Source organism: Nocardioides sp. Root140 (assembly GCF_001426745.1).
Lineage (GTDB): Bacteria > Actinomycetota > Actinomycetes > Propionibacteriales > Nocardioidaceae > Nocardioides.
In genome coordinates, this window is sequence record NZ_LMFI01000013.1 from 39,502 (window position 1) to 57,137 (window position 17,636).

The window sequence follows — 17,636 nt, forward strand, 5'->3', positions numbered from 1 at the left end:
CACCAAGCAGAGGATCCGCACATGCCCGCAGGGCAGCACTCCCCGATCGACACGGTCGTGTTCGACCTCGACGGCACCCTGGTCGACTCCGTCTACCAGCACGTCGTGGCCTGGATGGGCGCCTTCAGGGACGTCGGGTTGCAGGTCAGCGGGAGCGACGTGCACCGCTGCATCGGCATGGGCGGCGATCGCCTGGTCGCGCAGGTTGCCGGCGAGGCCGCCGAGTGGGCCGTCGGAGACGACGTACGCCGGGCCCACGACAGCCACTTCCGCGACCTCATGTCGCAGGTGCACGAGACACGTGGCGCCTCGGACCTCCTGAGCCGCCTCGCCTCGACACACCGACTCGTGCTGGCCAGCTCCGGCAGCCAGGAGATCACCGAGGCACTGCTCTCCACCGTCGACGCCGCAGGATCCGTCACGGTGGTGCTGTCGGGAGCCGAGGTCGCTCACAGCAAGCCGGCACCGGACCTGATCCAGGCCGCGATGCAGGCCGTCGACGCGGAGCGCGCGATCGTGGTCGGCGACTCCGTCTGGGACGCACAGGCCGCCCAGGCGTGCGGAGTTCCGACCATCGGCCTGCTCTGCGGCGGCATCGATGAAGCCTCGTTGCGGGGCGCCGGTGCGGGGTCCGTGTTCGCCCACCCCGCCGATCTCCTCGCGCAGTTGGGCCGGAGCCCGTTGTCGACCGGGCAGCCCGCGCTCAATGGTTCCTGAGGGCCTTGATCAGCTCGCTCTTGTTCATCTTCGACCGGCCGTCGATACCGATCTCCTTCGCCCGGGAGCGCAGGTCGGCGACCGTCCAGTCGTCGTACGACCCGGACTCCCCACCCTTGCGCCCGACCTTGGAGCGAGAGCTGGCGGCCGCCTTGTTCGCGATCCGGGCCGACTTCTCCTTGCTCGCCCCCTCGTCGCGCAGCTCCTCGTAGAGCTCTGGGTCCTTGACGCTGGGACCAGGCTTGCGCTTCGGCATCGCGTCCACTTCCTTTCGTCTCACGGTGTCCGACGGGCGGTACCCACGTGCGGATCCCTCAGACCGGCAGGGCATCGATCCGGCCGGCACCCCTGACGCACGGGTGCCGCCACTCAGGACTCCTGGGCGACATCCTTGTAGCTGGCCGGCAACCCGCCCTGCTCGATCACCAGGGCTGCCACGTCGCGCAACTTCACGTTCGCGTGGCTGGAGTAGCGCTGAAGGGTCTCGAAGGCCTGCTCCTGGTCGAGCCCGTACCGCTGCAGCAGGACTCCCTGTGCCACCCCGATCTCGTGCCGCCGTTCCACTGCCTCGCCCAGCGTCGTCACCAGGTGGGAGGTCGCCAGGGCGTTGCCCGCGTGTACGCCGTACACGATGAGGCGCTGCAGGTCCTCCTCGGTGAACGTGTCGACCTTGGTCGCATAGAGGTTGATGGCGCCGAGCGGGTCGCGGTCGGGGTCGATGGCCGCCGCGGAGAGCTGCACGCTGATCAACGAGTGCACGCCCAGGTCCGCCACTTTGGGTCCCCACAGCGGGAAGCGCTGGTCATCGCTGGTCGAGAGGATCAGGTAGGGCTCGTCCTCGAGGGCCGACGCGATGCAGGGGCCTTCCTCGAACTCGTACTGCAGCTCGTCGCAGCGGAGGGCGATCTCGTCGGTGTGCGCCAGTGTCTCGAGCCGGCCCCGGCGTCGCCGCACCGTGATCGCGCTGAAGGCCGCCGCCGGAACGACCTCCAACGATAGGTCGCAGATGCGCTGCAGGGTGCCTGTCACGTCATGGTCGGACATCAGGGCCTTGCTGAGCTCTGCGAAATAGGGTCCGGTGTCGTTCCCGCCGGCAGTCGATTGGTCAGGCATGGCCTGAGACTACTGCTCGCTCCCGCATCACGCCCGGCGTTCGTGACTGCGGAGTCCGGGCAGGGCGTCCGAGCCGAACATGTCGATCATCTCCGTCCGGCGCGGGGCCCTTGTCGGCGACGTGGACCTGCCCGGAGCGGGTCGCCATCTCAGGCCGACCCGAGCTGATCGAGGAGGGCCTTGTTGAAGGCCGGCAGGTCGTCGGGCTTGCGGCTGGTGACCAGGTTGCCGTCGACCACGACCTCCTCGTCGACCCACTCGCCACCGGCGTTGCGGACATCTGTCTGGAGGCTCGGCCATGAGGTGAGCCGTCGTCCCTTCAGGCCACCTGTCTCCACCAGGGTCCAGATGGCGTGGCAGATCGCGGCCACCGGTTTACCTGCCTCGAGGAAGGACCGGACGAACTCGACCGACGTCTCGTCGGTGCGCAGCTGGTCGCCGTTCGCCACACCGCCGGGCAGTACGACGGCGGCGTAAGCCCCCGGGTCGGCGTCACCGACCTTCTGGTCCACCGTGAAGCTGTCGGCGGGATCGAGGTGGTGGTAGGCCTGCACGTCCCCCGACTCGGGTGAGATCAGCACGGGCCGCCACCCGGCGGCCGCCAGGGCCTCCCACGGCTCGGTGAGCTCGGCCTGCTCGATGCCCTCGGCGCCGACCAGGACGGCGACCTTCGTCGTGCTCGATTCGTTGGTCATCGTGTGAGTCATCCCTTCCGTCGATGTCGGCGACCCCGGTACCCCGCACCGCGTACGGCAGTCGGTGCCCGTATGAAGGAATCGGATGCGGGTACTGCCCGGGCATGGCTACCGACACGGCGCTGCACTACACGGTTCCCGGTCTCGAGGAGGGCGCGGCCCAGAAGATCATCGACCTGCTGCAGTCACGACTTCATGCCGCCAACGACCTCCAGCTCACCCTCAAGCACGTGCACTGGAACGTCGTGGGGCCGCACTTCATCGCCGTCCACGAGATGATCGACCCGCAGGTCGACGCCGTGCGCGCGATGGCCGACACCCTCGCCGAGCGCATCGCGACGTTGGGTGGCGCACCGCGCGGCACCCCGGGTGCCCTCGTCAAGGAACGCGCGTGGGACGACTACAGCATCGGCCGGGCCACGACCCAGGAGCACCTCGCCGCCCTCGACATCACGTATCGAGGCGTGATCACCTCCTACCGGGAGGCCATCAAGGCCCTGGACGATCTCGACCTGGTGACCCAGGACGTGCTGATCGGGCAGGTCGAGCAGCTCGAGCTCTTCCACTGGTTCGTCCGCGCCCACCTGGAGGACCAGGGCGGGAAGCTGCAGACCGAGGGCGCCACGACCGAGGCTGGCGCGGCTCGTGACGCCAGCGGCTGAGCCGAAGGGCCGCGACGAGTCCACCGAGGAGCGCGCGGACCGCAACTGGGACGACCTGCTGCAGGAGTTCCGGGTGCTGCAGACCGGCGTACAGATCCTCGGCGGCTTCCTGTTGACGCTGCCGTTCCAGTCGGCGTTCTCCGACCTGGATGACTTCCAGCGGCACCTCTACCTGGTGCTGGTGCTGCTCGCGGCCACCACCACGACACTCCTGCTTTCACCGATCGCCCTTCACCGCCGGGTCTTCCGGTGGCAACGCAAGCAGCGCCTCGTCATGGCCGGACACCGCCTGGCGCAGGTCGTGATGTTCCTCATCGGCCTGCTCGTCACCGGTCTCGCGGTGTTCGTCTTCGACGTCGTCGTCGATCGACAGGCAGCCACGGTCGTCGGCCTTGCCATGGTGGTGCTCGTGACCGTCGCCCTGGTCGTGATTCCGCGTCTGGCCGGTGGCCGGGCACCCGAGCACCCGGAGTCGCCCTGAGCCCGTCAGGACCGTGAGCTGGTCGCCCAGTCGACGAGGTCGCGGGCCGGGCCCGCCGGCGGTCGCGCGCCGCCCTTCCACACGGCGTGCAGCGGCCGTGGCAGCTCCAGCCCGCTGATGGCGATCCGGACCAGCCGCCCCGCAGCCAGGTCGTCGTGGACGGCGTGGACGCTGAGCGCGGCAGGCGCCGCACCCGCGGCCACGGCCGCACGCACGGCCGCCGTGCTGGAGAACTCGAGTGCCGGGTCGACCGTGGCCAGGTGCGCCAGGGCCCGTTCGAGCACGGTGCGCGTGCCGGAGCCGGCCTCGCGCACCACCAGGGGCGTGGCCGCCAGGGTGTGCACGCTGACCCGTCGGCTCGGTCGCTGCGCCCACGGATGACTCGGCGCCACCACCACGACGAGCTCGTCGACCGCCACCACCTGGCGTCGCAGGCCGGCAGGCGCCTCGGGACCCTCGACGAACCCGAGCTCGGCCTCGCCGGCCCTGACCAGCTCGGCGACGTGATCGCTGTTGGTGGCGGTCAGTGTGAACTCGGTCGTCGCCACTCCGGAGCGCTGCTGCGCCGTGCGTACGCCGACCAGCCATGAGGGCAGCAGGTATTCCGCGATGGTCAGGCTGGCCGCGATGCCGAGCGGCCCGCGTCGGTCCTGGCGCAGGGCGGTGATGCCGGCGTCGAGCTGTTCGGCGGCGTCCAGCACCCGGCTCGCCCACTGCACGACGAGCTCCCCCGTCGGGGTGAGCTCGGACCCGCGCCGTGTGCGGGCCAGGAGCGTGGCACCGACCAACGACTCCATCGTGCGCACCCGTGAGGACGCGGCCTGCTGGCTGATGCCGAGCTCAACGGCGGCGGCGCTCAGGCTGGCGGTGCGGGCCACCACGACCAGCAGTTCGAGGGCGCGCAGCTCGGGCATGTGCGGGCTCAACATGGTCACAAGCCTACGTTGTGACCCCACAACGTGGACGTCGTTCCGCGGAGCGGACACGCCACCCAGACTGGTCTCATGACCCTTCGTGTAGCCATCATCGGCGGCGGCCCGGCCGGCATCTATGCCGCCGACCTGCTGACCAAGTCCGGGACCGACGTGAGCGTCGACGTGCTCGAACGGCTGCCTGCCCCGTTCGGCCTGGTCCGCTACGGCGTGGCCCCGGACCACCCGCGCATCAAGGAGATCGTCAAGGCGCTCCAGCGGGTGCTGTCCAAGCCCGAGGTCCGGTTCCTGGGCAACGTGACCTACGGCGTCGACTGCAAGCTCGACGACCTGCGTGCGTTCTACGACGCCGTCGTCATCGCCACGGGCGCGATGTCCGACCGCGACCTCGGCATCCCCGGCGAAGAGCTCCCGGGCTCCTACGGCGCAGCCGACTTCGTCTCCTGGTACGACGGCCACCCCGACGTGCCCCGCGACTGGCCTCTCGAGGCGCGCCACGTCGCCGTCGTCGGTGCCGGGAACGTCGCCCTCGACGTCGCCCGGGTGCTGGCCAAGACGGGCGAAGAGATGCTCGCCACCGACGTTCCGGCCAACGTCCACGCGGGCCTCGTGGCCAAGCAGGCGACCGACGTGCACGTCTTCGCGCGACGCGGTCCGGCGTACGCCAAGTTCTCCCCGCTCGAGCTGCGCGAGCTGGCCCACTCCCCCAACGTCGACGTGGTCGTGCATGCCGAGGGCTTCGAGGTCGACGACGCGAGCATGGAGCACATCGCCGCGAACAAGCAGGCGAAGATGGTGCTGAACACGCTGTCCAACTGGGTCGGTCGCGATCCCGGCGACAAGCCGCACCGCATCCACCTGCACTTCCTCGAGCAGCCGGTGGAGATCCTCGGCGAGGAGTCCGTGACCGGCTTCCGCACCGAGCGCACCCGCCTCGTCGGCGACGGCGGCGTCGAGGGCACCGGCGAGTTCACCGACTGGGACGTGCAGGCGGTCTACCGTGCCGTCGGCTACCGCAGCACGCAGGTGGCCGACCTGCCCTTCGACACCCGGGCCGCGGTGATCCCGAACGACGAGGGTCGGGTCCTCGACCTCGACGGTGACCCGATCCCCGGCACCTACGTGACCGGCTGGATCAAGCGCGGTCCGGTCGGCCTGATCGGGCACACCAAGAGCGACGCCGCGCAGACCGTCGGTCACCTGGTCGAGGAGACCACGGCCACCGCTCCCGAGCGCGACCCTGCTGCGGTCAACGCCTACTTCGCCGAGCGCGGCGTCGACGTCGTCGAGTTCGAGAACTGGGAGCGGCTCGACGCCCACGAGATCGCCCTGGGCGAGGCCGAGGGCCGCACCCGGGTCAAGGTCGTCGAGCGCGAGGAGATGCTGCGCAGGGCTCGCTGAGCGCAGCACCTCCCCCGGTCAGAGCTTGACGACCTTCGCGGTCGGGATCGGGTGCGAGTCGGCCTTGATCCAGCGCATCGCCCAGGTGCCCTCACGATGTGAGTCGGTGTCGATCCAGTTGCCGTACCCGGGGTCCTTGGCTGCCACCACGATCGTCAGCGTGCCGTCGTCGTTGAGCTTCGCGGTGTGGTTGTTGAGGTAGATGTTCGCGCGGTTGTAGTCGAGTGACTCCACCCAGAAGTTCTGCAGGACGAAGTTGAAGTACTCGCAGTTCGGGACCTCGGTCTCGATCACCCATGCCTCGTCCTCGGCCAGCTTCCAGTAGCCGTGCAGGTAGAAGATGGTCGGGTCACCGCCGGCATCCTGGAAGTAGTCCTGACCCCAGTCGAAGATCTCGTTGGCGCGGGGCTGGAACTTGCGGGACCACTCGAGGAAGGTCTCCGACATGCCCTTCACGACCTCGACGGCCTTGGTGAGACGCTCCCCCACCACGTCAGGGTCCAACGGCTTGAACTCCCCGTCAGGGTTGAGGCATTCGATGGACAGCTCACCGACGACCTCGTTGCGGCGGTCCTGGTGGGTCTGCCGGACCGAGATCAGGTTGCTGTCCGGTGACAACGGCAGCCAGGCGCCGTCCGCCGGTTCGTCCACGCTCGCGATGAACTCGAACCGGCCGTGCTCGTCGACCTCGACGTCGTGGATGTGCAGGTCGCCGGTCTGAAGCATGGTGCCGTCGATGTGGTAGCGGTTGACGCGTGAACCGAACGTGATCAACGGAACCGTGCCGCGGGTCCCGGTGACCCGGTAGCGGTAGCTGCCCGAGACGTTGGCCCGCATGTAGACGTTGTCGGGGTTGTCGGCACCGATCTTCGTCATCATGTTGGGGTTGGGCGCGGAGGTGAAGCTCGGCCACCGTGGATCGGTGAACTCGACGCTGTTGATCGTGCCGTACCGGAGCAGCCGACTCAGGTAGCGGACTCCCTCGGCCTGGGTCAGCGGGTCCTGGGGGACGATGTCGTCCTCCAGGATCTTCCCGACCTCGAGCAGATCTGCACAGAACTTCTCCCAGGTGGCGTTCATTCGAGTGTCCCTGTTCTGGTTGACGGTTCGTTTCTCGGACAGTGCCGGCGAAGGTTCAGGAAGCGCCGGCGAACTTCGCCTCGACCTCGGAGGCGCTCACGCCGAACTCCTCGAGGGAGTAGCGGTGTGACGGACGGCGATGGTCGGAGAGGCTGGCTTCATGGGATGCCGTCACGGCCGCGCGGGCCGCGTCCGTGAAGGGCATGGCGAACTGCGCATAGATCTTCTCGACGGTGCCGACGGCATCGGAGACGAAGCCGTCGTAGTCGACGTCGATGAACTGCTCCGGGTCGTACCGCAGCCGCGCCTCGTTGAAGTTCGCGTTGCCGCGCGCCCACAGGTCGAGCTGGGTGCGCCCGATGGCGGGGCGGTCGAAGGACTTCGACATACCGTGTCCGCCCTGCTCCGAGAGGCTGAAGGTCGACGCCATCGACGTGAGCGGGTCCCGGAACGTGCGCACGAACAACGCGTCCGGATAGACCTTCATGATCTCGTCGATCGCGAAGACATGGCTGGGGCTCTTGAGCACCCATCGCCGGTCGGCGGCATGCAGCCCGATCAGCTGAAGGTTCTTCCTGTGGCGCGCGTACGTCTCGGTCCAGTCCTGGCCCGACAGCCACGTGCTGTACGACGGAACGTAGGACACGGTCTCGAACGAGGTCGAGAGCATCGTCTGCTGCAGCAGCCGCCAGCACTCCTCGACCTCCTCCGCGCCCATGAAGTGCACCTTCATCAGGTCGGCCTCGGCCGCCTGGCGGGCCCGGTAGAAGGCGTCCGAACGCCGGAAGTCCTCGTTCTCCGCCCATGTGTCGCGCTCGGGTCGTGGCTGCGGCCGCTCGGCGAGCCACATCTCGACCCCCTGGTGCGCCGGGTCAGCTCCGAGCAGGCGGTGCAGTGCGGTGCTGCCGGTTCGGGTCAGGCCGACGACGAAGATCGGCCGCTCGATCGGGACGTCGACATGCTCGGGGTGTCTCGCGAATCCGGCCTCGCTGGTCAGGCGCCCCGTGAGCGCTCCGGTGATCAGCTTGCGGGCGATCACCTTTCCCTGAGGGGTGAGGTCGGCCTCTCGCTCAAACGACTCGAGCAGGACCTGGAGCCCCTCGAGGTAGTCGTCCGTGCCGAAGTCGTCGTACCCGGACGCCTCGCGCGCGGCGGTCTGCAGGCCCTCGATGGAACCAATGCCGTCGTGGTCGTGGGTCATCGGTCAGTCCTTCCCTGAGTGGTGCCCTGGTGGGTCTGGGTCACGAGATGACGCCGCGGGCGCGGAGCAGGCCCACGATCTGGTCGCTCGCCTGCTCCGGCGAGACGGACGTGGTGTCGATCCGCAGCTCCGGCGCGAGAGGTGGCTCGTACGGCGAGTCGATGCCGGTGAAGTTGGCCAGCTCACCGCGACGCGCCTTCTTGTAGAGCCCCTTGGGGTCCCGCCCTTCGGCGACGTCGATGGGGGTGTCCACGAAGACCTCGCAGAACTGGTCGGCCCCGACCAGCTCCCTGGCCGCCTCGCGCTCGGCGCGGAACGGCGAGATGAAGGACGCGATCACGACCAGGCCGGCGTCGGCCATCAGCCGGGCCACCTCGGTGACCCGCCGGATGTTCTCCACCCGGTCGGCCTCGGTGAACCCGAGGTCCCGGTTCAGGCCGTGGCGGATGTTGTCGCCGTCCAGGAGATAGGTGTGCGCGCCGAGTGCGTGCAGCCGTCGCTCGAGGTGGTTGGCGATCGTCGACTTGCCGGAGCCGGAGAGACCGGTCAGCCAGAGCACCTGCGGACGGTGTCCGTTCAGCGCCTCGCGGGCCCGCTCGTCGACGTCCACGACCTGCCAGTGAATGTTGTCCGAGCGACGCAGCGAGTGCGCGATCATGCCGGCACCCACCGTGGAGTTGGTCAGCCGGTCGATCAGGATGAACCCGCCGGTGTCGCGGTTCGCGGCGTACGGGTCGAACGGCACGGGGCGGTCGAAGCTGAGGTTGCAGACGCCGATCTCGTTGAGAGCGAGCGTGTTGGTCGCCGTCTTCTCGAGGGTGTTGACGTTGACCTTGTGCTTGGGCTTGGTGATCCGCGCCTGCACCGTCATCGTGCCGATCTGGCAGAGGTAGGGCCGCTCGGGCAGCATCTCCTCCTCGCCCATCCAGACCACGTGTGCCTCGAACTGGTCGGCGACATCGGGCAGGTCGTCGGCGATGGCGAGCACGTCGCCCCGACTGATGTCGATCTCGTCGGCCAGGGTGATCGTGACGGACTGGCCGGCGATCGCCTCCGCCAGGTCGCCGTCCATCGTGACGATCCGCGAGACCGACGACTCGCGGCCGCTGGGCAGGACGCGCACCCGGTCACCGGGCCGCACCACGCCGCTGACGATCTGGCCGGAGAAGCCACGGAAGTCGAGGTCCGGCCGGTTCACCCACTGCACGGGCATCCGGAACGGGCTGGTGAGCAGCTCGTCGTCGATCTGCACCGACTCGAGGTGGCCGATCAGGGTCGGGCCGTCGTACCAAGGCGTGTTGGCGCTGCGCTCGGTCAGGTTGTCGCCGACGTACGCCGACATCGGGATGGCCACGACGTCGTCGAGGCCGATCTCCTTCGCGAAGCCGCTGTAGTCGGCGACGATCTGGTCGAAGACCTCCTGCGAGTAGTCGACCAGGTCGAGCTTGTTGACCGCGAGCACCACGTGGCGAATCCCCAGCAGGGACACGAGGAACGAGTGCCGTCGGGTCTGGGTCAGCACACCCTTGCGGGCATCGACGAGGATCACCGCGAGGTCCGCGGTGGAGGCTCCGGTGACCATGTTCCGGGTGTACTGCTCATGGCCCGGGGTGTCGGCGACGACGAACTTGCGCTGCTCGGTGGAGAAGTAGCGATAGGCCACGTCGATCGTGATGCCCTGCTCGCGTTCGGCGGCCAGGCCGTCGACCAGCAACGCAAAGTCGAGGCCCTCGCCCTGGGTGCCCACCTTGCGCGAGTCGGTCTCGAGTGCCGTGAGCTGGTCCTCGAAGACCAGCTTCGATTCGTAGAGCAGCCGGCCGATGAGCGTGGACTTGCCGTCGTCGACACTGCCGCAGGTGATGAAGCGGAGCATGGTCTTGTTCGCGTGCCGCTCGAGGTACTGCTCGATGTCGTCGGCGATCAGGTCGGTCGAGTGGGTCATCAGAAGTAGCCTTCCTGCTTCTTCTTCTCCATGGACGCGGTGCTGTCGTGGTCGATCACTCGCCCCTGTCGCTCGGAGGTGGTGGTCAGCAACATTTCCTGGATGATGTCGGTCAGGGTCGTGGCGACGCTCTCGACGGCGCCGGTCAGCGGATAGCAGCCGAGGGTCCGGAAGCGCACGCTCTTCAGCTCGGGTTCCTCGCCCGGCAGCAACGGCATCCGCTCGTCGTCGACCATGATCAACGCGCCGTCACGCTCGACGACCGGCCGCTTCGCCGCGAAGTAGAGGGGCACGATCGGGATCTCCTCCTGCCGGATGTACTCCCAGACGTCGAGCTCGGTCCAGTTGGAGAGCGGGAAGACGCGCAGGCTCTCGCCGGGCGACTTGCGCACGTTGTACATCCGCCACAGCTCGGGGCGCTGCTGCTTCGGGTCCCACCGGTGCTCGGCAGAGCGGATCGAGAAGATGCGCTCCTTGGCCCGCGACTTCTCCTCGTCGCGGCGGGCACCACCGAAGGCCGCGTCGAACTTGTGGAGGTCGAGGGCCTGCTTGAGCCCTTCGGTCTTCCACATGTCGGTGTGGGTGGCAGACCCGTGGGTGAACGGGTTGATCGACTTCTCGACGCACTCGGGGTTCTGGTGGACCAGCAGGTCCAGGTCGCCCGCCGCTGCGGTCGCGTCCCGCAGCTCGTACATCTCGCGGAACTTCCACGTGGTGTCGACGTGGAGCAGCGGGAACGGGAGCCGTGACGGGTAGAACGCCTTGCGGGCCAGGTGCAGCATCACCGCACTGTCCTTGCCGACCGAGTAGAGCATCACGGGGTTCTCGCTCTCGGCGACTGCCGCCCGCATGATGTGGATGCTCTCAGCCTCCAGACGTTCCAGGTGCGTCAGGACGGGGTGCGTGGTGCTCATCGTGCCGGTACCTCCCAGGGATGGACGGCCCGCCGTCGCCCACCCACTCGGGGCGGCGTCAGCGACTGCCATGACAAAATGAACATTGTTCATTCTGGGTCCGTCGTGGTTAAGGTGTCCCAGTGAACGGGATGAACGCCAGGTCGATCCACGGCGACGCAGAGGCCCGGCGCCGCGGCACCCTCGATGCCGCCGCAGCGCTGCTGGACGAGGGCGGGTACGCCGCACTGACGATCCGCGCGGTCGCCCAAAGGGCCGGTACCAGCACCGGCCTGATCTACCAGTACTTCACCGACAAGCAGGACATCTTCGTCGCGCTGCTCGAGGAGAGCCAGGCCGAGTCCGCCGACTTCGTCGCCTCCCTGCCGCGCGCCGACGGCGTCGCGGCCCTGATCGAGGCACTGATCCCCGAGTCGGCCCGACAGTGGAGGCGCGTCGTCCGGATGACCGCCGCCTGGCGCGACACCACCGGCGCCACCGAACGCGACCGGAGCGAGTCCGTGAGCCGGCTGCGCGAGAGCTTCGGTCGCTACGACGACGCGCTGCGCCATGCGCTGGTCGAGGCAGCACGCATCGAGGGACGGAGCCTCACCGACGACCCGGCGATGCTCCGCTTCGTGCACTCGGGCCTGGCCGGCGTGTCCGACGCCCTCGTCAACGACTGGGGAGACCTCGACCCGGCCGAGCTGGTCACGTTCGCCGCGCACGCGATCACCCGGGGGATCACAAGCTAGGCCTTGCCACGCACCCGGCCCGCTGCCACTCTGAGCAGGGCGGAAGGGGCAGGAATGTTCAACAGGAACCGGGTACCCAAGGAGCGCATCGACGTGCTGCGACAGGTCCCCTTCTTCGAGGGTCTGTCGACCAAGGTGCTCGCGCGGATCGACCAGCATCTCGACGACGTGAACGTCGCCGCCGGCAAGGTGCTCACCTCCCAGGGTGAGGGCGCCTACGAGACGTTCATCATCGCCGACGGGGTGGCCGAGATCGAGGTCGACGGCAAGCCCGTCCGCGACACCGAGATCGGTGAGCTGGTCGGCGAGATGGGCGTGCTCAAGCACACCGTGCGCGCGGCGACCGTCACCGCGAAGACGCCGATGCGGCTGTTGGTGCTGAACTCACGCGAGATGAGCGCCCTGCTCCGGGAGGACAAGCTGGTCGCCCAACGCGTGCAGGAGAACCTCACCCGCCACCAGGAAGGCCGGTAGCCCGGCACAGCCCCCGGAACCGGTGGTCGATCAGGGCGACGAACGGGCCCGCCCATGGAGACCGCTGCGCTCTTGACAACCGGAATCTCCTCTCCACAGATGTCGAGAATCCCTTGCCAGGGTTGACGAAACTCGATAGACTCGAACACATGTTCGAAGCATCCGAAGTCACCCCACCCCAGGAGCCCACCACGGCCCCTGGAGTGGTGCTGGACGCCTCGACAGTGACCGCCTGGACCTCAGCCTTGCAGAGCATCTCCGAGGCGGTGAGCGACGACGACGCCCGCATCGACGTCATCGGCGCCCTCGAAACCCTCAAGTCAGCCATCGCCGCCGCCCAGGCCGAGCTCTCGGTCGACTTCGACGAGTCGATGCGTGCCAAGGCCGCCGCCTCCGGGGTCGGGAAGCGCCGCCAGGGTCGCGGCATCCCCGAGCAGCTCGCGTTGGCGCGCCGGGAGTCGCCCTACCGCGGGAAGCGTCACCTCGGCCTCGCCAAGCTCCTGCGCAAGGAGTTGCCGCACACCCGTGCCGCGTTCCGGGCCGGACAGATCACCGAATGGGCCGCCACCCTCCTCGCCAAGGAGACCGCCTGCCTCGAGGTCGACGACCGCGCGAAGGTCGACAAGGAGATCGCCGGCGACCNGACAGATCACCGAATGGGCCGCCACCCTCCTCGCCAAGGAGACCGCCTGCCTCGAGGTCGACGACCGCGCGAAGGTCGACAAGGAGATCGCCGGCGACCCCGAGGCCGTCGCGAAGCTGTCGGAGAAACAGGTCGGTGACCAGGCCCGCAAAATGGCCGCGAAGCTCGACCCCGCCTCGGTCGCGCACCGCCGCGCGAAGGCGGAGAAGGACCGCCGGGTCACCATCCGTCCGGCACCGGACACGATGACCTACCTGACCGGGCACCTGCCGGTCGGGCAGGGCGTCGAGGTGTACGCGGCGTTGAAGAGGGCCGCCGACACGTTGATCGCATCCGGTGACGAACGCTCCCGGGCGCAGATCATGGCCGACACCCTCGTCGAACGTGTCACCGGCAAGGCCGACGCTCCGGCGGTGCCGGTGATGATCAACCTGGTGGTCTCCGACCAGACGCTCCTCGGCACCAGTCACGACCCCGCGCACCTCGACGGACACGGCACCATCCCTCCCCGCCGACCTGGCCCGCCATCTGGTCGCGACCAGCCTGGAAGCCGGAGCCAAGACGGGATTGCAGACCTGGTTGCGCAAGGTGTACGCCTCACCCCACGGCGGCCTCACGGCGATGGACTCGAGGGCCCGGATCGTCCCCCAGGGACTCGCCACCCTCATCCGCACCAGAGATAGCGGCATCTGCCGCACCCTGTTCTGCGACGCACCCATCCGCCACATCGACCACGCCACCGGCATCGCCAACGGCGGTGAAACGGTCGAGGAAGACCTCCAAGGACTGTGCGAGGGCTGCAACTACGCCAAACAAGCCCCCGGCTGGACCGCCACCGGCCACCACCCACCCCACGGTCGACATCAAGTCACCACGACCACCCCGACCGGTCACACCTACGTCTCCACCGCACCACCCCTACCCGGCTGGGCCGACCCACCACGCCACCTGACCGTGGTCGAACCACAAGACCCGAGCGACCTCCTCGCCGAGTACGAGCTCATCGACGACGCCGCCTGAACGGTTGTCGAGATGCAGCGAAGATTCTCGGATCGCCGCCATGGACAATCTCTTGAGGTCATGACGGGCTGATGGGCCTGTGACGCGAGAAGTTGGCTACGGAATGGCTCGTGTCTCGAGACCCTGGCCGCCTCATGATCAGCGCCTTCGGACCGCGCGGTCATGCCGAGATCCGGACGACGCGGAATGCCGGGGCCGCCACCTCGCTTGAGTCAGCATGACAACGATCGGACTCATCGGCAGTGGAAACATCGGTAGCACCGTGGCGAGATTGGCGGTGGCCGCGGGATACGACGTCGTGCTGAGCAACAGCCGCGGACCGGAGACGTTGACTGACCTTGTCGACTCGCTCGGTCCTCGGGCGSGAGCCGCAACCGCTGCAGATGCGGCCGAGGCGGCAGACATCGCGGTGGTGTCGGTGCCGCTGAAGAACTACAGACAGGTTCCTGCAGAGTCCCTGCGCGGCAAGGTCGTGATCGACACCAACAACTACTACCCCGACCGGGACGGGCACATCGCGGTGCTCGATGCCGAGTCGACGACGACGAGCGAACTGCTGCAGGCGCACTTGGCCGGCTCCCACGTGGTCAAGGGCTTCAACAACATCTACGTTGACCACCTCGCTGCACTCCCGCGACCCGCGGGCAATCCCGAACGATCGACCCTCACGATCGCGGGCGATGACGACACGGCCAAGCAGGCGGTTCGGCAGTTCCTCGACGCAGTCGGGTACGACGCGCTCGACGTCGGGTCGCTCGCCGAGGGATGGCGCTACCAGCGCGACACCGCGGCCTACGTGATGCCGTACGTCGAGCCGGGAACGACCTACCCCGACTGGTCTGCCCGTCCCACCCCGGCCGATGTGCTGCAGACCGCCCTCGGCGCGGCGCGGCGGTACCGCGACATGTGATCGGGCGACGTTGGTTGGACTGATCGAACCCCGAGTGGCCCGGGAGCTTCACTGCGTGCGCAGCACGAGGGCACGATCTCGGTGCTGGCGACCAGGATGCCGTGCGTGTGGTGGACCTTCTGAGCCGGAACGGTCGACACGTGGTTCAAGTCGATGTCTGGCGTACCGAGGCGCGGGGGGCCTTCCCCTCAACTCCTGACGGTGGGACGATCGGGCCGGAGGTCCGAGATGCCCCGACAGATCGTCACGACGTCGAACGCGCCCAGCTCACCACTTTTCAGCCAAGGAGTCCGGGCTGGATCCCAGGTGTTCATCTCAGGAACCACCGGCATCGATGTGAGCACCGGCCGCATGGCGGGCGACGACATCCAGGCCCAGACCAGGCAGGCATTGGCGAACTGCGAAGCCATTCTGCGACAAGCCGGTGCGACGCTCGATGACGTCGTCGAGATAGGCGTCCTCCTCGCCGACCCGAGCGACTTCGCCGGCATGAACGAGGAGTACGCCCGGTGGTTCCCGTCTGAGCCACCTGCCCGCTACGCGGCCAAGCTAGGGGCAGAGATACCGGGCCTGCTCGTCTCGATCCGAATGACCGCATTCCTGGCCTGAGCGCGCGCTGGCGGTCCAAGTCCAATCTTTCCCGGTTCTCGACAACGGTCCAGTCGCTCTCATGGCGCCGGTCGAGTTGGGTACCGCTGGTCATGACCAACTCACCGAACGAACCCGGGCCTGCACCGTCCGACAAGAACCGGCACATCGAGCCGGAAGACGTGCCGGCCGAGGAACACATGGAGACGGCAGACATCTCCGAGCGCGTCGACCTCGACCCTGAGGAGCAGGTCAATCGGCCGGACCAGACCGACGACTCGATCGCCGACGCCGAGACGCCCGAGGACCGCTGAGCAACTGGCCGTCCGCCGCCCAAACGGGTCAGCGCGCGAGGATGACCGAGGACCCGTGGCCGAACAGGCCCTGGTTGGCGGTGATCCCGACCCGGGCACCCTCCACCTGACGACCCTCGGCCTGACCACGCAGCTGCCAGGTGAGCTCACAGACCTGGGCCAACGCCTGCGCCGGCACCGCCTCACCGAAGCAGGCCAACCCACCCGAGGGGTTCACCGGGATGCGGCCACCGATCGTGGTGTCCCCGGCCCGCAACAGGTGCTCGGCCTCACCGCGCTTGCACAGGCCGAGATCCTCCATCCAGTCCAGCTCGAGAGCGGTCGACAGGTCGTAGACCTCCGCCACATCGACGTCCTCCGGGCCAAGGTCGGCTTCGGCGTACGCCGCGTCGGCGATCGACTCCTTGAAGGTCCGTTCGGCACTGGACCCGGCGTCTGTGGACATCAGGGGCATGTCGATCGTGGTCTGCGGGAACCTCGGCGTCACCGTCGAGATCGCCTTGACCGTGACCGGGTCGGTGAGCCCGTGCTTGCGGGCGTACTCCACCGAGGTCAGTACGACGGCCGCGCCACCGTCGCTGGTGGCGCAGATGTCGAGCAGGTGCAAGGGATCGCAGACCACGGCCGAGTTGAGGACGTCGTCGGCACTGACCTCCTTGCGATAGCGGGCATTCGGGTTCGCCAACCCGTGCCGCGAGTTCTTGACCTTGACGGCCGCGAAGTCCTCCGCCGTGGCGCCGTACAGGTCCATCCGACGACGGGCATAGAGCGCGAAGTACGCCGGGTTGGTCATGCCGAGCAACCGGAACCGCAACCAGTCCGGGTCATCCCACCGCTCCCCCGCATTCGGCGCCAGGAACCCCTGGGTTGGTCATGCCGAGCAACCGGAACCGCAACCAGTCCGGGTCATCCCACCGCTCCCCCGCATTCGGCGCCAGGAACCCCTTCGGCGTCGTGTCCGCACCCACCACGAGCGCCACCTCGACCTGGCCGGACAGGATCTGCGCGCGGGCCGTGTCCAACGCCTGCGCACCGGTCGCGCACGCGGCGTAGGAGGTGGCCACCTTCGCACCGTTCCAGCCCAACGCTTGCGCGAACGTGGCGCCGGCGACATAGCCGCCGTACCCGTTGCGGACCGTCTCACCGCCGACGATCAGGCCGACGTCACTCCAGTCGACTCCCGCATCGGCCAACGCAACACGGGCAGCGTGGACGCCGTACGACACGAACGAACGACCCCACTTCCCCCACGGGTGCATGCCGACACCGGCCACCACGACATCGCGCTTCATGCCCGGGCTCCCATGTTCTCTACGGTCCCTGTGGACTCGACCGACGAGGCGGGACGCCAGCGCCAGATGGTGCGCTCTCCGGACTCGTCGACGTACAACGTCTCGACGACGAGCTCGACCTGAGCTCCGACCTGCAGGTCGGTGACACCGAAGCCGGTGGCGACCTGGCCCAGCACGACCAGGCCCTCGGGGAGCTGGACAGCGGCGATGGCGAACGGCTCGTGCGACTCACTGGCCGGGATGTACGGCGGCGGCGGCTGGTACTGCGCATCGGTGTAGGACCACACCGTTCCCGTGCGCGAGAACTCGTAGGTCTCGAACTCCTCGCCCGAGCACGCGGGGTTGCGGCAGAAGCCGGTCTCGCGAGGGAAGTAGACGGTGGCGCACGACGTACAACGCGTGCCGAGCAGGGCGGCTGCCTCACCAGTGGTGAACCAGCCGTCGATCACGGGGGTGGCGGTCATGGCACCACCTTGGTGCACCATGCCGCTCGGGGCGAGGGGAGTCCCGCTGATCGGTAGCG

22 protein-coding genes are annotated in these 17,636 nt (G+C 68.2%); 11 read left to right on the forward strand and 11 right to left on the reverse strand.

Annotation, left to right across the window (positions count from 1 at the left end):
• Nucleotides 1-21: 21 nt before the first annotated feature.
• A complete protein-coding gene (locus ASD30_RS21490) occupies nt 22-717 on the forward strand; it encodes an HAD family hydrolase (RefSeq protein ID WP_056686944.1) in 696 nt (231 codons plus the stop codon).
• On the opposite strand, the gene ASD30_RS21495 is transcribed toward ASD30_RS21490, so the two are convergent.
• The 3 genes from ASD30_RS21495 to ASD30_RS21505 all read right to left on the reverse strand — a co-directional run bounded on the left by ASD30_RS21495 (nt 704) and on the right by ASD30_RS21505 (nt 2,525).
• Complete coding sequence (locus tag ASD30_RS21495) at nt 704-973, reverse strand: DUF7218 family protein (protein ID WP_056687392.1); 270 nt, start codon at nt 971-973, stop codon at nt 704-706. The genes ASD30_RS21490 and ASD30_RS21495 overlap by 14 nt on opposite strands.
• Nucleotides 974-1,086: 113 nt before the next feature.
• The gene (locus ASD30_RS21500; RefSeq protein ID WP_056686948.1) at nt 1,087-1,830 is read right to left on the reverse strand and encodes a GAF and ANTAR domain-containing protein; all 744 of its coding nucleotides are present in this window, start codon (nt 1,828-1,830) and stop codon (nt 1,087-1,089) included.
• Nucleotides 1,831-1,979: 149 nt separating this feature from the next.
• Complete coding sequence (locus ASD30_RS21505) at nt 1,980-2,525, reverse strand: type 1 glutamine amidotransferase domain-containing protein (RefSeq protein WP_082564070.1); 546 nt, start codon at nt 2,523-2,525, stop codon at nt 1,980-1,982.
• A 104-nt stretch (nt 2,526-2,629) separates the two neighbouring features.
• On the opposite strand from ASD30_RS21505, the gene ASD30_RS21510 reads away from it, so the two are divergent.
• Both ASD30_RS21510 and ASD30_RS21515 read left to right on the forward strand, forming a co-directional pair.
• Entirely contained in the window at nt 2,630-3,187 is a 558-nt protein-coding gene (locus tag ASD30_RS21510) for a Dps family protein (RefSeq protein ID WP_056686955.1), read from the forward strand.
• Entirely contained in the window at nt 3,171-3,668 is a 498-nt protein-coding gene (locus tag ASD30_RS21515) for a DUF6328 family protein (RefSeq protein WP_056686958.1), read from the forward strand. The genes ASD30_RS21510 and ASD30_RS21515 overlap by 17 nt, the downstream gene beginning before the upstream one ends.
• Before the next feature lie 5 nt (nt 3,669-3,673).
• Here the strand turns inward: ASD30_RS21515 and ASD30_RS21520 are convergent, their stop codons facing one another.
• Nucleotides 3,674-4,597: a LysR family transcriptional regulator gene (locus ASD30_RS21520; protein WP_200951212.1), complete on the reverse strand. Its 924-nt coding sequence runs from the start codon at nt 4,595-4,597 to the stop codon at nt 3,674-3,676.
• Nucleotides 4,598-4,672: 75 nt separating this feature from the next.
• On the opposite strand from ASD30_RS21520, the gene ASD30_RS21525 reads away from it, so the two are divergent.
• Complete coding sequence (locus tag ASD30_RS21525; RefSeq protein ID WP_056686964.1) at nt 4,673-6,001, forward strand: FAD-dependent oxidoreductase; 1,329 nt, start codon at nt 4,673-4,675, stop codon at nt 5,999-6,001.
• Between the two features lie 18 nt (nt 6,002-6,019).
• On the opposite strand, the gene ASD30_RS21530 is transcribed toward ASD30_RS21525, so the two are convergent.
• The 4 genes from ASD30_RS21530 to cysD are packed head-to-tail and all read right to left on the reverse strand — an operon-like array spanning nt 6,020 to nt 11,138.
• Nucleotides 6,020-7,081 carry a DUF1214 domain-containing protein gene (locus ASD30_RS21530; protein WP_056686967.1) on the reverse strand — a complete coding sequence of 354 codons (1,062 nt, stop codon included), beginning with the start codon at nt 7,079-7,081 and terminating at the stop codon, nt 6,020-6,022.
• 55 nt (nt 7,082-7,136) lie between these two features.
• Entirely contained in the window at nt 7,137-8,282 is a 1,146-nt protein-coding gene (locus ASD30_RS21535) for a sulfotransferase family protein (RefSeq protein ID WP_056686971.1), read from the reverse strand.
• Between the two features lie 40 nt (nt 8,283-8,322).
• A complete protein-coding gene (gene cysN, locus ASD30_RS21540) occupies nt 8,323-10,224 on the reverse strand; it encodes a sulfate adenylyltransferase subunit CysN (RefSeq protein WP_056686975.1) in 1,902 nt (633 codons plus the stop codon).
• Nucleotides 10,224-11,138 (reverse strand): sulfate adenylyltransferase subunit CysD, encoded by a 915-nt coding sequence (cysD, locus tag ASD30_RS21545; RefSeq protein ID WP_056686978.1) that lies wholly within the window; start codon nt 11,136-11,138, stop codon nt 10,224-10,226. Before cysD ends, cysN begins: the two co-directional genes overlap by 1 nt.
• Nucleotides 11,139-11,269: 131 nt before the next feature.
• Here cysD and ASD30_RS21550 point away from each other — a divergent pair, with 131 nt between their 5' ends.
• The 7 genes from ASD30_RS21550 (at nt 11,270) to ASD30_RS21585 (ending at nt 15,821) form a co-directional block, all read left to right on the forward strand.
• Entirely contained in the window at nt 11,270-11,872 is a 603-nt protein-coding gene (locus ASD30_RS21550; RefSeq protein WP_235532658.1) for a TetR/AcrR family transcriptional regulator, read from the forward strand.
• 54 nt (nt 11,873-11,926) lie between these two features.
• On the forward strand, nt 11,927-12,346 hold the full coding sequence (locus tag ASD30_RS21555; protein WP_056686983.1) for a cyclic nucleotide-binding domain-containing protein: 420 nt from the start codon (nt 11,927-11,929) through the stop codon (nt 12,344-12,346).
• A gap of 648 nt (nt 12,347-12,994) precedes the next feature.
• The gene (locus ASD30_RS28020) at nt 12,995-13,672 is read left to right on the forward strand and encodes a DUF222 domain-containing protein (RefSeq protein WP_442938267.1); all 678 of its coding nucleotides are present in this window, start codon (nt 12,995-12,997) and stop codon (nt 13,670-13,672) included.
• On the forward strand, nt 13,611-14,009 hold the full coding sequence (locus ASD30_RS26770; protein ID WP_056686992.1) for an HNH endonuclease: 399 nt from the start codon (nt 13,611-13,613) through the stop codon (nt 14,007-14,009). Before ASD30_RS28020 ends, ASD30_RS26770 begins: the two co-directional genes overlap by 62 nt.
• 217 nt (nt 14,010-14,226) lie before the next feature.
• Nucleotides 14,227-14,919: an NADPH-dependent F420 reductase gene (locus ASD30_RS21575; RefSeq protein WP_056686996.1), complete on the forward strand. Its 693-nt coding sequence runs from the start codon at nt 14,227-14,229 to the stop codon at nt 14,917-14,919.
• 228 nt (nt 14,920-15,147) lie between these two features.
• Nucleotides 15,148-15,528: a RidA family protein gene (locus tag ASD30_RS21580; protein WP_056686999.1), complete on the forward strand. Its 381-nt coding sequence runs from the start codon at nt 15,148-15,150 to the stop codon at nt 15,526-15,528.
• A 92-nt stretch (nt 15,529-15,620) separates the two neighbouring features.
• Nucleotides 15,621-15,821, forward strand: a complete 201-nt coding sequence (locus ASD30_RS21585; protein WP_056687002.1) for a hypothetical protein — start codon at nt 15,621-15,623, stop codon at nt 15,819-15,821.
• Nucleotides 15,822-15,849: 28 nt separating this feature from the next.
• On the opposite strand, the gene ASD30_RS27680 is transcribed toward ASD30_RS21585, so the two are convergent.
• The 3 genes from ASD30_RS27680 to ASD30_RS21595 are packed head-to-tail and all read right to left on the reverse strand — an operon-like array spanning nt 15,850 to nt 17,577.
• The gene (locus tag ASD30_RS27680) at nt 15,850-16,635 is read right to left on the reverse strand and encodes a lipid-transfer protein (protein WP_235532651.1); all 786 of its coding nucleotides are present in this window, start codon (nt 16,633-16,635) and stop codon (nt 15,850-15,852) included.
• A gap of 10 nt (nt 16,636-16,645) precedes the next feature.
• Nucleotides 16,646-17,113: a beta-ketoacyl synthase N-terminal-like domain-containing protein gene (locus tag ASD30_RS27685; protein ID WP_235532652.1), complete on the reverse strand. Its 468-nt coding sequence runs from the start codon at nt 17,111-17,113 to the stop codon at nt 16,646-16,648.
• Nucleotides 17,110-17,577 carry a Zn-ribbon domain-containing OB-fold protein gene (locus ASD30_RS21595; protein WP_082564071.1) on the reverse strand — a complete coding sequence of 156 codons (468 nt, stop codon included), beginning with the start codon at nt 17,575-17,577 and terminating at the stop codon, nt 17,110-17,112. Before ASD30_RS21595 ends, ASD30_RS27685 begins: the two co-directional genes overlap by 4 nt.
• Between the last annotated feature and the right edge of the window lie 59 nt (nt 17,578-17,636).